11 protein-coding genes and 1 pseudogene are annotated in these 13,969 nt (G+C 69.6%); 7 read left to right on the plus strand and 5 right to left on the minus strand.

The window, feature by feature from the left end; translation table 11 throughout:
- Nucleotides 1-38: 38 nt before the first annotated feature.
- From ABD52_RS40950 to ABD52_RS21355, 3 genes are all read right to left on the minus strand, one after another.
- Complete coding sequence (locus tag ABD52_RS40950; protein ID WP_235437518.1) at nucleotides 39-536, minus strand: HAD domain-containing protein; 498 nt, start codon at nucleotides 534-536, stop codon at nucleotides 39-41.
- Between the two features lie 493 nt (nucleotides 537-1,029).
- Nucleotides 1,030-2,415: a DUF4303 domain-containing protein gene (locus tag ABD52_RS21350; protein WP_235437517.1), complete on the minus strand. Its 1,386-nt coding sequence runs from the start codon at nucleotides 2,413-2,415 to the stop codon at nucleotides 1,030-1,032.
- Between the two features lie 343 nt (nucleotides 2,416-2,758).
- The gene (locus tag ABD52_RS21355; protein WP_232236807.1) at nucleotides 2,759-4,084 is read right to left on the minus strand and encodes a DUF808 domain-containing protein; all 1,326 of its coding nucleotides are present in this window, start codon (nucleotides 4,082-4,084) and stop codon (nucleotides 2,759-2,761) included.
- Between ABD52_RS21355 and ABD52_RS37580 the strand changes: the two genes are divergently transcribed.
- The 3 genes and pseudogenes from ABD52_RS37580 to ABD52_RS21370 all read left to right on the plus strand — a co-directional run.
- Complete coding sequence (locus ABD52_RS37580) at nucleotides 4,077-4,487, plus strand: hypothetical protein (protein ID WP_145824220.1); 411 nt, start codon at nucleotides 4,077-4,079, stop codon at nucleotides 4,485-4,487. The two genes, ABD52_RS21355 and ABD52_RS37580, sit on opposite strands and share 8 nt — an antisense overlap.
- 133 nt (nucleotides 4,488-4,620) lie before the next feature.
- Nucleotides 4,621-4,944 (plus strand): pentapeptide repeat-containing protein, encoded by a 324-nt coding sequence (locus tag ABD52_RS21365; protein ID WP_053065455.1) that lies wholly within the window; start codon nucleotides 4,621-4,623, stop codon nucleotides 4,942-4,944.
- Nucleotides 4,945-5,469: 525 nt separating this feature from the next.
- Nucleotides 5,470-5,739: pseudogene (locus ABD52_RS21370) on the plus strand (transposase family protein); the annotation flags it as partial.
- 125 nt (nucleotides 5,740-5,864) lie between these two features.
- Here the strand turns inward: ABD52_RS21370 and ABD52_RS21375 are convergent.
- Nucleotides 5,865-6,167, minus strand: a complete 303-nt coding sequence (locus ABD52_RS21375; RefSeq protein ID WP_082171356.1) for a nucleotidyltransferase family protein — start codon at nucleotides 6,165-6,167, stop codon at nucleotides 5,865-5,867.
- A 206-nt stretch (nucleotides 6,168-6,373) separates the two neighbouring features.
- On the opposite strand from ABD52_RS21375, the gene ABD52_RS21380 reads away from it, so the two are divergent.
- From ABD52_RS21380 to ABD52_RS21395, 4 genes are all read left to right on the plus strand, one after another.
- Nucleotides 6,374-7,384: a mechanosensitive ion channel family protein gene (locus ABD52_RS21380; RefSeq protein WP_030274996.1), complete on the plus strand. Its 1,011-nt coding sequence runs from the start codon at nucleotides 6,374-6,376 to the stop codon at nucleotides 7,382-7,384.
- Nucleotides 7,385-7,477: 93 nt separating this feature from the next.
- Entirely contained in the window at nucleotides 7,478-8,848 is a 1,371-nt protein-coding gene (locus tag ABD52_RS21385) for a cytochrome ubiquinol oxidase subunit I (protein WP_091331579.1), read from the plus strand.
- Nucleotides 8,845-9,864 (plus strand): cytochrome d ubiquinol oxidase subunit II, encoded by a 1,020-nt coding sequence (locus tag ABD52_RS21390; protein ID WP_030275000.1) that lies wholly within the window; start codon nucleotides 8,845-8,847, stop codon nucleotides 9,862-9,864. The genes ABD52_RS21385 and ABD52_RS21390 overlap by 4 nt, the downstream gene beginning before the upstream one ends.
- A complete protein-coding gene (locus ABD52_RS21395) occupies nucleotides 9,861-10,631 on the plus strand; it encodes a hypothetical protein (protein ID WP_047892987.1) in 771 nt (256 codons plus the stop codon). Before ABD52_RS21390 ends, ABD52_RS21395 begins: the two co-directional genes overlap by 4 nt.
- A gap of 345 nt (nucleotides 10,632-10,976) precedes the next feature.
- On the opposite strand, the gene ABD52_RS21400 is transcribed toward ABD52_RS21395, so the two are convergent.
- On the minus strand, nucleotides 10,977-13,454 hold the full coding sequence (locus tag ABD52_RS21400) for an ATP-dependent Clp protease ATP-binding subunit (RefSeq protein ID WP_047892988.1): 2,478 nt from the start codon (nucleotides 13,452-13,454) through the stop codon (nucleotides 10,977-10,979).
- Nucleotides 13,455-13,969 lie beyond the last annotated feature (515 nt).

Genomic DNA, 13,969 nt, shown 5'->3' on the forward strand with positions numbered 1-13,969 from the left:
CTGGAGCCTGAGGTCGCTGGCACACCCTCTAGAGCGTCCTAGGACGTGGTCTCCTCGTTCATGCATGTGGAGCCGTCTTTCATCAGCCATCCTGCGATGGTGTTGTAGTCCGCATCGGTGAGGCCATGGCGTGGGTTGACACGATGCAGGAGCGCGGGAGAGCTGTGGTTCGCGGCCACCCAGGACCGGTCGGCGTCGGTGATCTCGTCGTCGGCCCAGACGAACCGGCGTCCCGCGGCCCATTCGACGAGGTGGCGGGTCTTCCAGTGCAGCCGACCGTCGTCGTCATCTTCGTCCGGCCAGTCGACGATGGGCAGCTGAGGCAGGCCGAGCCGCGGCGCGAGTACCTCGTTCGCTTCGGCCATCCAGGTCGTGGCCCAGACCATGTCGCACGGCAACGCGGCCAGGCGACGGCCGTGTTCAGGGCTGAGTCCGGCCAGCAACGGGTTGGGTTCGTCGTCCATCTGCCCCGCGGCGCCGGCGAACGGCAGGAGTGTTCCGTCCACGTCCAGGAACAACAGCGGACGCGTACCGATCCCGTGTGCGGCGAGGCGGCGTACGCTCGCCTCACCGAAGTCCTCATCCGGCCAGATCTGGTCCGCGGCCCAGTCCAGCCACTGGTGCGGCGGCTCGTCGGCCTGGAAGTACGCGATCCGCGCCGCCTGGTCCATGGGGGCGGACTCCCACCAGTGCCACCAGAGCATCAGGTGCCATTCGCCGTAGCCCATGCGCCAGCCGATGCTGTACCTCTCGATCTCCGGGTGCGCTCGCCATGGCGGTAGAACCCGGCTGTGAGTGTCAAGCTGTTCGCGCACCGCGGCGTCGAGAAGTTCGCGGGTCCGTTCGTCCACTAATTAACGCTCCTTCACGGTCCGGCAGCTCAACCCGGCTCCACCCCATGGTGGGGGTCATTGCTTGTCCGACGTCCGCGAGGGCCAGGTCGCGATTCAGCAGCTCTCACGAGTTGGTCGCGGCAGCCCAGGCATGGGCGCGCCAACGGCTGCCCACCCCACGTGAGCACATACGCGGTCACGCGGGTCGCCCGTTCTGTTCCCGTAGCCAGTAGGCGGCGGTTTCGCGGACGTCTTCGTTTGGGTCGTTGAGCGCCTCGCTGATCACGTTCGCGTGCCGGTAAGACTCCTTGCGCCAGCCACGCAGGGAAAGGATCGCCAGCCGCCGCACGGTGGCGTCCGGGTCCTGGCTGACCGTCTGTCCGAGTAGCGGAAGGACCTGCCTCGCGACGGCGGCACCGAGACGCCGTTCGCCGAGCACGCACACCGCGTGCCGGCGGATGACGACGTACGGCGAGGCCAGTCCGCGGATCGCTTCGTCGACCTCGCCGACGGTGATGTCGCAGTACCCCCGCCCTGGCTTGAGCTCCTCGGCCAGCGCCGGCACATACGCCGGCCGGCGCTCGATGACGTCCTGCAAGGGCCGGTAGTCCAACCGCCGTGCGATGACCGCCTGGTTGCGGAAGCTGGTGTACGGGGCGGCGACGGCGGTGATCACAACCTCCTGCGGAAGACGGTGGATCTGGTCGAGCACGAGATCGAGGCGGCCCAGCCGCGCCAGCGCACGGCCCGCCCACGACTGGTCCGGTCCTTCCCGCTCGGTCAGCGCCTCGTGCAGTGCCCGCAGGACGCCGCCGTCGGGTTGGCCGATGTCGGCTAGCAGCTTGGCGGCCCGCCACGCCCGGTCCTTGGCAGAGAGCAGGGGGATCAAGGCGGGAAACGCGGCCGGCCCGAGATCACGCAGCGCCACCTGGGCGTCCTCGCCGCTGATCGGGCCGTCAAACGCGTCCAGCCGGGCGACGTAGTACGCGGCGCGTTCGGCCTCCGGTAGTGCGGCGACCCGGGCCATCACGACCGCCCGCTGGTCGTACTCAGGGATGTGCCGGCTCACCTCACGTTCGGTGAGGACGCGTTTGATCAGCGTCTCGTGGTACTCGTCGTCGAGCAGCAGCACCACGAAGTCCCGGTCGGTGACGCCGCTGGTGCGAAGTGCGACCCTGGCTCGCTTACACACGCGCACGAGCATCGACAGGTACCGGCGGAACGTCGCCTCCCACTGCCGGGTCGTCCCTCGGCAGGCCTCCGCGGCCAGCTGCCGTTCCCAATCCCGGGTCAGGCCCTCGGCGAGCCACTCGTCGTCGTAGTGGTCCCAGTCGGCGGCGTTCCACCGCACATCCGTCTGCTCCTCGGCGGGAAGCTGCGCCAACGCTTCGACACTGTTCATCGCGAGGCTGGGCAGGGTGATCTGGCCATCGGTCTCGCGGTAGATCCGGTCCAACGCCGCGGCGTAGAACCGCTCGTCAGGATGTTCGGCGATGGTCGACCGGACGGCTTGCACCAGGGCGTCTACCAGCACGCGCTCGAAGCTCGCCCAGTCCAAGCCCACCGCCACCCCGCCCGACACGGCCGCTCCCCTCCCCGATGGCTGCCCCGCCGATCCCGTCCGGCCCGAGAACCGCCCGGGCCGAACCCGATGTTGGTAGCGCCCTGGCCTGGTCTTGCATCGCTCGGGATGCGGGCAGTAGGCGCGCGTGGAGTCAGTTAGCCGTTGGTCTTGGTGGCTGCGGGGACGCGGCCAAGGGCGCGGTCTTTGTGTCGGTAGGTCACGATGGCGACGACGACACCAATACCGCGTCAGAACGGCCCACTACCAGTGAAGACTCTGGCTCCACCAGGTGCGGCTGGAGTACTGAGCGGTTCAGCACCAGAACGCCTGACCCCCTGGTCGAATTGCGATGATTTTGCGGTCACCCGCGCGGCGCTCGGTCCACAGGAGCGTCGCGACGCTGAGCTGCACGGCTCGGCGGAGCGGGGATGATGCCGTCAGTACGAGTCGCGGCCGCCGCAGTCGCAGTCGCAGGCTTGGATTTACGGCGGTGGAGCGTGAGAGTCATGACCAGCACGACCAGCGCTCCGACGATCAGCCCGAGGATCGCGCTGGCCACCGTGTTGACGAGCCAGCCGACGAGCCCGCCGAGAACACCCGTGGCGTCGTGGGCGGCCACCTCCACGTGGTGCACGGCCTCGTACAGGAAGTGCAGGTTCAGCTCGTTCGTGCCCAGCAGCAGGATGTGCCCGCCCACCCACAGCATCGCCGCGGTGCCGACCACCGTCAGCACGGTGAGGACTACCGGCATCGCCCTCACCAGACCGCGGCCGAACGTGGCGACGGCGCCGGAACGTTGCGACAGGCGCAGTCCGGCGTCGTCCATCTTTACGATCAGGGCCACCACGCCGTATACCAGGACGGTTATGACGACGGCGACGACAGCCAGGATCGCCAGGCGGGACCAGAACGCCTCATCGATCACCTCGTTCAGGGTGATGACCATGATCTCCGCCGAGAGGATCAGGTCGGTCCGTACCGCCCCGGACACCAGTGTCGTCTCGTCCTGCACCTTCTCCTCGCCCGCGCCGTGGGCATCGTGATGGGCGATCTTGGCCCACACCTTCTCCGCGCCTTCGTAACAGAGGTAGGCGCCGCCGAGCATGAGGATCGGAGTGAGCAGCCAGGGCACGAACTGACTGAGCAGCAGCACCGCCGGCAGGATGATGAAGAACTTGTTGCGCAGCGACCCCAGGGCAATGCGCTTGATAATCGGCAACTCACGCTCGGCCGCCAGGCTCCGTACGTACTGCGGCGTGACGGCAGCATCGTCGACGACGACGCCCGCAGCCTTGGCGCCGGCCTTCGCGGCGGCCGCCCCGATGTCATCGATCGACGCGGCAGCGGCTCGGGCCAGCACCGCCACGTCATCCAGCAGGGCTACGAGTCCACCGGCCAAGGGAGGGGTCCTTCCAGGGTTGCGCAGAGTTCGAACTGGCCCATTCTCGCTCAGGTCCTTGCGCGCGGCACGCCACCGCCCGGGTCTTATATCGGGCGAGAGCTCGACCCAGTACGTGGCCGTAGAAGTACCTGCGTGTACTTCTGCCTCCAGTTCGCGGGTAAGGCCGTGTTCGGCGAGCAGTTCGGCGAGGTCTCCGGCGGCGAGTTCGTTGCCGGCGTCCAGGCGTTTGCGGTGCAGGCCGATGGCCTCCTCGATGCGACCGTGTTCGGCGAGCAACTTGGCCACACTTGCGGCAGCGCCCACCGCCGCCCCGACGGCGCTCGAAGGACCCACAATCGCCGGGTGCGACGCCAAACTGGCGCGCTACCGGGCGGCGCTCGACGCCGACGCCGACCCAGGCGTCGTTGCCGGCTGGATCGCCGAGACCCAGGCAGAACGCGAACACGCCGAACGGCACCAGCACACGCCAGCCGAAGAGAAGACCAACGCCCCTGCCCGCTACAGCGAGGAGCAGATCATCGCCGTCGTCGAGGAACTCGGAGACCTCGTGGCCGCCCTACGGAACGCACAGCCGGAACACAAACTGGAGGTCTACCGCAGCCCGTTACAAGATCATCCGTTGCTTCAGGCTCCGCCGGAGGCGGATCGCAGAGAAGAGACTCTGTGGCGGCCTGAGGTCTACGACTAACGGTCAAGCTCGGGTTGGCGCCCGCGCGTCACGACGTGCGGGCGAAGTAGCGGTCCTGCGCTACGGACTGCCCCGCAAGTGAGTGGGCAGAAACCGCTGGTTCGGCGACGGGCGACCACGCTACGGTTCGCGGGTGAGCACCCCGCTCCGCGCGACGAGGCAATCGTTCGCGGGTCGCGATCTTCGGCACCGCACCCTGGATGGGCACTCGTTCAAGTTGTGTGACTTCCGTGGCGCCGACCTTCGGGGCGCGTCTCTTCGCGGTGTCAGCTTTGCCGGCTGCGATCTGCGGGGCGCCGACCTGCGTGACACCGACCTGTTCTACGCGCGGTTCGGCTACGTCAGGACGCACGATCCGGAGTACGGACGCACGGACGTCACCGGGGCACGGTGGGACGGAGCCGACCTTCGAGGCGTCACCGCCGAGCGCGTCATTGGGTGGCCGAACGATCTCTAGATTCCGGGGTTACGTCCAGTTGATGTTGGGCCACCGAGCTGTCATCGCGTTCACCCGCCTAACCGCGCTACCCCAGCTAGCTGGCCCTGTTGCTGGACCGTGCGCATCGTTGGGTGGCGTTTGACGGCCTAGAACGGATTGAGTAAGGGCTCAGCAATCTACTCCTCTGCTGCGCTGTGCCGTCTCGACAGCCGTTGGGTAGCTGGGCGCGCCATCCGGGCCTGCTTTCCGGCCATGATCGCCTGGTCACCGCATACCGGGCCAGGGCTGTGGCCGGTCAGCTGATGCGTCACACCTTGCCGACGCTCGGAAACCATCAGGCGACGGCAGCGCGACGGCAATCTCGCCCAGCCCGGGCCCGTTGTCGCTGACCTGGCAGGTCAGCACGTCGTGGTGCTGCCACAGATGCACCTCGCCGCTGCCCCCGCCCAGACCACGCACTCCATCAACATTGGTCGATAGCTGCGGGCCTGGTCGAACCAGCGGCCGTCACCGGCGAATCATCGGGGTCAGGAGTTCTAAAAGCTGGCCGGCCGACCGGTCATGGCAGACGGCGCCTACCGCGGCAATCCTGAGGTAATCATCCCGTACCGCAAGCCCGCTGACGGCAGTGATCTGCCCGAGTGGAAGGCGGACCTGAACAAGCAGGATCGCTCGGTCCGAGCGCAGGTCGAACACGCCCTGGCCCGCATGAAATGCTTCAAGATCCTGCGCGACTACCGCCGCGCCGCCCACACATTGGCCGACACCGCATCCGGCATCGCCCACCTCCACAACATCATCCTGGCCGGCTGATCCAGGAACCGTTGCGCGGCAACGCCATCACCGAGTTACGAGACATCCTTAGACGCACTCACATGTCGCAACGGGGCACCCTGCGATTAGCAGGTCGACTCGGGCAGCGGGCTTCGAGCGCCGGGTCACATCACGACGCGGACACCAGGCCAGCGTTCGGTGGGGCGGTGGCGGGCGAGTCGCCGCCGGGAGATCTCCGCGCTGGCCCTGGCCGGGTTGCGCCGCCACACCCCATCGAGCAGATCGTCGGGGCCGTGGGGCGCGCATACCGTGATCTGGTCATGCGCGTCGAGGCGTACGGCCACGGCGGTGGCGTACTCGGGCCAGGTGGCAATGGCATCGGCGACGGTCCGCAACGGCGCCACCGGACCTCCGCCGAACTTGGCCGGGTACCAGGTGTGCACCGCGGCCTGGTTTCTGCCTCCCACGGCGGATTCGGCTAGCGCGGATGATCACGGGCGACCTCCTCGCCACCCGAGCCCCGGGCGGCGGCGCCGCGTGCCGCGGCCGCCGGGGGACTTCGGCCGGTCGCGATGTACGCCCGGCGATCGGCCGTCTCGTGACACGCTGCCGTGGGGACGACCCGGACGGGAGCGGAAGTAATGACCATCGGTATCGCGGTGAACGGCAACTGATGGGCCGAGCGGTGATCATGCTGGCCGCGGTGGCGGCGGCCGTGCTGGTGGACGTGCTCAGCGGCGTACTCGTCAACCGGATCGCCCATGGTCGCTACAAATGGCTGCTGGCGCCGCTGCGCCAGGCCTGCCGCCGCCCGACGACCGCCGTTCTGCTACTCGCTGGCCTCTACGCCGCGCTGCCGGGAGGGCCGGGCCGGTGGCTGCGCGAGGGCCGGCACGCCATCCTGTTGCTGCTGATCGGCAGCGTCGCCTTGCTGGTGGTCAGGGCGCTGCACGTCGCCGAGATCGTGGCGTTCAGCCGGCTGCCGGCCGGGGTGATGGCCGACCGTCGGATCCGCCGCACCCGCACCCAGATCCGGCCGGTGCGACGGTTGACCTCGACGGCGGTCACGATCGTCGCGATCGGTCTGATCATGACCACCTTCGAGCCGATACGCCTGTTCGGCATCTCGGTGCTCACCTCGGCCGGTGTGATCGGCGCCGTGATCGGCCTGTCCGCCCGGACCGCGCTGGGCAACGCCTTCGCCGGCATCCAGGTCGCCTTCGCGGACGGCCTCTACATCGGTGACGTGCTCGTCATCGACGGCGAGTGGGGTCGCGTCGAGGAGGTGAAACTGACTAACGTGGTGATCCGGCTCTGGGACGACCGCCGGCTCATCCTGCCCACGACCTACTTCACCGAGCGCCCGTTCCAGAACTGGACGCGACACGAGACCCGGGTGGTCGGCAAGGTCCAGATCCACGTCGACCACACCGCCAACCTGGACGACCTGCGCGTCGAGGCGCAGCGCCTGATCGAGGCGTCGCCGCTGTGGGACCGGCATCAGTGGGTGCTTCAGATGGTCGATGCCAACCCGCAGACCGTCGTCATCCAGATCCAGGCGTCCGCCGCCGACGGGCCGAGCGCCTGGGACCTCCGCTGCGACCTGCGCGAGGCGATGGTTCGCTACCTGCGGGAGAAGCACCCGCAGTGGCTGCCCCGCACCCGCAGCGAGTACAAGCCCTGATTCCGCGCCCGGGATGCGGCATTCGCGTTGCCGACCAGCAGCCGGGCCGTTAGACCACCATAGGGCTGACACGCAACGAAGGTGGGGAACCCGATGCTGGTTGACCTGCTCGCCCAGGACGCCGCCCCGGGAGACCTCATGGCGGCGCGGGTGCAGATGGCCCTGTCCCTGGGCTGGCATATCGTGATCGCCTCGTTCGGCGTCGGCATGCCGGCGGTCACCGTCTTCGCCGAGTGGCGCGGTCTGCGCACCGGGGACCCGACCTTCACCCGGCTGGCGCACCGCTGGGCCAAGGCGATGGGCGTGCTGTTCGCGGTCGGCGCGGTGTCGGGGACCATCCTGTCGTTCGAGATGGGGCTGCTCTGGCCCGGCCTGATGGGCCGCTTCGGCGACGTGATCGGCCTGCCGTTCGCGATGGAGGGCATCGCGTTCTTCGTCGAGGCCATCTTCGTCGGGATCTACCTGTACGCCTGGGACCGGGTGCCACCCCGGGTGCACCTGCTCTCCGGACTGCCGGTCTGTGTCGCGGGCGTGGCGTCCGCGTTCTTCGTGGTGTCGGCAAACGCCTGGATGAACCAGCCCCGCGGCTTCGACCTGGTCTCCGGCGAGGTCACCGACGTCAGGCCGTGGCAGGCGATGTTCAACCCGGCGACGCCGCCGCAGACCCTGCACATGATCGTCGCGGCGTTCATGGTGACCGGCTTCGGCATCGCCAGCGTCTACGCGGTGGCCCTGCTGCGCGGCCGCCGGGACCGCTACCACCGGCTCGGCTTCGCCATCCCGTTCACCGTCGCTGCGGTGCTCTCCCCGGTGCAGGTCGTGGTCGGCGACTGGGCGGCGCACTTCGTCGCGGAGTACCAGCCCACCAAGCTCGCCGCGATGGAGGGGCTGGCCCGCACCGAGGCCGGCGCGCCGCTGTCGCTCGGCGGCGTCTACGTCGACGGGGAACTGCGGTACGCAGTCGAGGTGCCCAACGCCCTGTCGCTGCTGGCCAGGTGGGATCCGGACGCCGTGGTCATGGGCCTGGACCAGGTGCCCGACGATCAGGAGCCACCGGTGACGGTGGTCAAGTGGGCGTTCCAGCTGATGGTGGCCATCGGCTTCGGGCTGGTGGCGCTTTCCGCCTGGTGGGCGCTTGCGTGGTGGCGGCGTCGGGGTCCGCCGCGCTCGCCGTGGTTCCTGCGGGCCGCCGCCCTGTCCGGGGTCGCCGCCGCCGTCGCGGTCGAGGCCGGCTGGGTCGTCACCGAGGTCGGGCGGCAACCCTGGATCGTGTACGGCGTGCTGCGCACCGCCGAGGCGGTAAATCCGGCGCCGGGCCTGGCCACCGGCCTGGCCCTGGTCGCCGCCGTCTACGCGGTGCTCACCGTCGCCACCGTCGCGGTTCTGTGGCGGATGGCCTGCCACCGCGACGAGCCGGTCGCTCCGCAGGAGGGCGTACCCGAACCGGTGGACAGCGGCCGATGACCGTCGTCGACGTCCTGCTCGGGGTGCTGCTGGCCGGTCTGACGCTCTACACCCTGCTCGCCGGCGCGGACTTCGGCGCCGGGATCTGGGACCTCCTCGCCGGCGGGGCGCGCCGCGGCGCAGCCCGCCGGGAACTGATCGCGCACTCGATCGGCCCGGTGTGGGAGGCCAACCACGTCTGGCTGATCCTGGTGATCACCCTGTTCTGGACCACCTTTCCGCCCGCGTTCGCCGCGTTCGCCTCCACCCTTTACATCCCGCTGACCCTGGCCGCGCTGGGCATCATCGGTCGTGGCGCGGCCTTCGCCTTCCGCAAGGCCAGTCACACCCTCACCGAGCAACGCCTCTACGGCGCCACCTTCGCGCTCTCCTCGGTGGCCACCCCGTTCTTCCTCGGCTCGATCGTCGGCGCAGTCGCCTCCGGTCGCGTCCCACCCGGCATCGCCGAGGGTGACATCTGGCGCAGCTGGCTCAATCCCACCTCCATCTACGGCGGACTGCTCGCGATCGGCGTGTGCGCGTACCTCGCCGCGGTCTACCTCATCCACGACGCGCGCCGCGCCGGTGCCGCCGACCTGGTGGCCCAGTTCCGCCGCCGCGCCCTGGTCACCGGCATAGTGGTGGGCGTCGGCGCGGCGGCCGGGCTGGCCGTCGTCGCCGCCGACGCGCCGGACCTTTTCGCCGATCTTCGGGGCCGGGCGCTCGCCTTGGTGCTGCTCTCGTTCGCCGCGGGGCTCGGGTCGCTGGTGCTGATCGCCACCGGCCGCTACCGGGCGGTGCGGGTGACCGCGGCCCTCGCGGTCGCGGCCGTCCTCTGGGCCTGGGGCGCCGCCCAGTACCCAGACCTGCTGCCGCCCGACCTGACCGTCACCGAGGCGGCCGGTGATCCCACCGTGCTCGCCACGGTGCTCGCCGTCCTCGCGGTCGGAGCGCTGCTGCTGGCGCCCTCCCTGCTCTGGCTGTTCGGCATCTTCCAGCGCTCCAAGCCGGCCGCCGGCAACCCACCGCCCCGGTGACGCTCACCCGGGCGGGCGGCCTGTGGGCGGCGCTGGCGGCGGCGGTGGCGCTGGGAGCCCTGCACCTTCTCGCGCCGGCCATCCGCCGGAGACTGCCGGTGCCCACCCACGCGGCGACGTCCCTCGGTGGCGGCATCGCCGCCGCGTACGTGTTCCTCTATCTGCTGCCGCGCCTCGCGGAGGGCAACCAGGCGGTGGCCCACGTCCTGGAGGAGGAGATCAGGCCCACCCCGGCCCGCGGATTCGTGCTGTTCCTCGTCGCGCTGGTCGGCTTCTTCACGTTCTACGCCCTGGAACGTGTCACCCACCGCTCGCAGCAGCGCCGGCAAGAGCCCACCCGGCTGGTCTTCGGGTTCCAGCTCGGCTTCTTCGCCCTGTACAGCGGCCTGATCACGTACACCCTGGCGACTAAGCTGGACGCGGGGCTCGGGCCGGCGGTGCTGTTCGCCGTCGCCATGGGGCTGCACGTGCTGGCCACCGACGGCGTCCTGGCCGAGCACTTCCCGGTCAGCCTCACCACCGGGTGGCGCCTCGTCCTGGTCGCCGGCGCCGCCGGCGGCTGGGTGACCGCGGTCGCCGTCCAGCCCACCGGCGTGCTGATGAACGTGCTCACCGCCTTCCTGGGTGGCGGGATCCTGCTCAACATTTTCGTCGACGAACTGGCCCCCGAAAGGCACTCCAGCTTCACCTGGTTCACCATCGGCCTGGCCGCCTACTCCGGCCTGCTCGCCTTCGCGACCTTCACCACCGACGTCGGCGCTGCCTGAGGACGATCACCGGCCGCCTCCAGACGGCCAGCCGGTGATGGCGGCCGGTTGTCAGCGACTGACCGTCACGTCGACCGGTCCGGCGCTCACGGTGCCGTCATTCAGTGGGGTGCAGCGGATGCCGCCCGTGCGGCGCAGGGCCTTCTACGCATTGGGGGCCGATGGCGACGTCCTTCAGGCACAGGGGGTTGGCCGGGCGGTTGTCCCGCAGGCTGACCGGCCTGCGCCGGCGTCGTCGTCAAGCCCTCCCAGCACGGCCGCGGTTTGGATGATCTGCTGCAACAACTCGCCGGGGTGGAGCCCCCGGGACACACCGCGACGGCTCGCCGAGCTGCTCGTCGGGTGTCACGTGCCAGCCGGTACGGCGGCGGGCCGGACCGAGAGGTCGAGCTCGCCGCCGACGACATTGACCTCGATGGTGTCGCCCGGATTCGCCCCGTCATCGAGCAGCAGGGTCGACAGCCGGTCTTCCAACTCGCGCTGGATGCTGCGCCGCAGTGGCCGCGCCCCGTACTCGGGCTGGTAGCCCCGGTTGGCCAGCCACTGCACGGCGTCCGGGCTGACCTCGAGGTCGATGTCCTGTGCGTGCAACCGACGGCGGGTGCGGTCCAGCAGCAGGCCGGTGATCTCAAGGAGCTGGTCCCGGTCCAGGCCGGTGAAGACGATGATCTCGTCGATCCGGTTGAGGAACTCCGGCCGGAACCGCTGCCCCAGCAGCCCCATCAGTTCCTCGCGCTGGTCGTTGACCGGACGCCCTGCCGCCTGCGCGGCCAGAATGCGGTCCGCGCCGATGTTGCTCGTCATGATCAGGATGGTGTTGCTGAAATCGACCGTGCGACCCTGCGCGTCGGTGAGGCGACCGTCGTCGAGCACCTGCAGCAGCGCGTTGAACACATCCGCATGCGCCTTCTCCACCTCGTCGAAGAGCAGCACCGAGTATGGCCGGCGCCGGACCGCCTCGGTGAGCTGACCGGCCTCCTCGTACCCGACGTAGCCCGGGGGCGCTCCGACCAGCCGGCTGACCGTGTGCTGCTCCTGGAACTCGCTCATGTCGAAGCGGATCATGCTGGACTCGTCGCCGAAGAGCGCCGCGGCGAGGGCTCTGGCCAGTTCAGTCTTGCCGACGCCGGTGGGGCCGAGGAAGAGGAACGACCCGTCGGGTCGCTGGGGGTCGCTCAGCCCGGAACGCGATCGGCGTACGGCAGCCGCCACAGCCCGTACGGCCTCGTGCTGGCCGACCACGCGCTCGTGCAGTTGCTCCTCGATGCGCCTCAGCCTCTGCTTCTCCACCTCCGTGAGCTGGGTGACGGGAACACCGGTACGCCGGCTGACCACCTCGGCGATGTCGCTCATATGCACCTCGGGCACCGGAGGCGTGCCCTCCTGCGCCGCCGCCAGATCCCGCTCGGCCGCACCGATCTCGGCTTTCAGCGCACCCGCGCGTTGATAATCCTCGTTCGCCACCGCGCTGTCCTTCTCCCGGCGCAGCTGGGACAGCCGCTTCTCGATCTCCTTCTTGTCCGGAGCCGGGGTGCGGGAACGAAGCCGGACCCGGGCCCCCGCCTGGTCGAGCAGGTCGATGGCCTTGTCCGGCAGAAACCGGTCGGTGATGTAGCGGTGGGACAGTTCAGCCGCGGCGTCCAGCGCTTCGTCCGTGTAGCGCACCTGATGGTGCGCCTCGTACCGGTCACGTATGCCCTTGAGGATCGCGACGGTGTCCTCCACGCTCGGCTCCGACACCAGGATCGGCTGGAACCGGCGCTCCAGCGCAGGATCCTTCTCGATGTAGCGACGGTACTCGTTCAGTGTCGTCGCACCGACCACGTGCAGTTCGCCGCGGGCCAGGGCGGGCTTGAGCATGTTGCCGGCATCCATCGCCCCCTCGCCACCGCCGCCCGCGCCGACAACGGTGTGCAGTTCGTCGATGAAGAGGATCAGCCCGTCCTCGCCCGACGTCACCTCCTGGATCACGTTCTTCAGGCGCTCTTCGAACTCACCGCGGTACTTGGTGCCCGCCACCATCCCGGACAGGTCGAGTGCGACCACACGCCGGTTGGCCAGGGTTTCGGGCACCTCGTCGTTGACGATGCGCTGCGCGATGCCCTCGACGATCGCCGTCTTGCCGACGCCCGGCTCGCCGGTGAGCACCGGATTGTTCTTCGTACGCCGGGAGAGCACTTCGATCGTGTCGTCGATCTCGTCATCACGGCCGACGACCGGATCGAGCCGACCGGCCCGGGCGTCCTCGGTGAGGTCCCGCCCGTACTGGTCAAGGGTGGGGGTGCTGCTGGCTCCGCGCCCGTCGGCACCGCCCGCCGGCGGCGTGGGCCCGGTGACGGCCCCACCGAGCGCCCGCAACGCCCGGCCCGCGGTCGTCTCCGGGTTCGCGGCGATGCCGAGCAGGAGGTGTTCGGGGCCGATGTACGACGCGCCGGACCGTCGCGACTCGCGGTGCGCGTCGAGCAGGGCGCGCTTCGCCGCCGGCGCGAGCGGAGGCGTGTCCTCGCGTGGCCTGCCCTTGGGGACGGCCGACTCTATCTGGCGGGCCAGGTCGTCGGGGTCGGCGCCGCTCGCGCCGAGCATCCGGCGGGTGGGGTCGGCCTGGGCTGCGGCCCACAGCAGGTGCTCGACATTGAGGTACGGGCTGCCCCACTCCGTAGCCTGCTCGGCTGCCCGTTGCAGGAGTTGCCGCGACTCGGTGGAGAGCAGCCGGGACAGGTCGACCCGCTCCACCGGACGTCCCGCGAACGGGTCTCCGCCGAAGAACCGACTGATCAAGTCGTCCAAGGAGCCGCCGGGGATGCGGAACGCGTCGAGCGACATCTCATACCCTTTCTGCCGGTGGGGTGGGTCCTCGGCACAGGCCCACCTGAACGCTACGCACCTTTCGCCCACAGAGTTGGCCTTTATGGGTTTCTGGGGAGGCCAGGGTTTGTACTCGCTGCGGGTGCAGGGCAGCCACTGAGGGTGGTTGTCGCGGAGGTCGCACCGGAGCGTCCCAGGCGCTGGGCCCCGTCGGCGCCTGCGGCCTGCCCACCATCGGATCGGCGCCTTGACCGGCAGGCCGGGAGGCGCGGGACCCCGGTACCCGCGGACCCTGCGGTCTGCCCTCACGAGCGCTGCGTTGTTACCGGTGGACTTGACCCAGGCGTCCGGCAGGCGTCCGAGTTTGGCCACCGGCGGGGGACCGAATTGCGCTCAGTGTTCCGACAGCACCACGCTCTCCGCCGTCTTGCGCCCCAGACATCTCCGCCGAGTTCGGGCGGCGAAGGCGTGATCGAAAGGCGGCGGTGTACTTGCGGTCGCGGATGAGGAACCCTCCCCGCAGCACACCGGCC

The sequence above is a fragment of the Micromonospora sp. RV43 genome (genome assembly GCF_001029515.1).
Taxonomy (GTDB): Bacteria; Actinomycetota; Actinomycetes; order Mycobacteriales; family Micromonosporaceae; genus Micromonospora; species Micromonospora aurantiaca.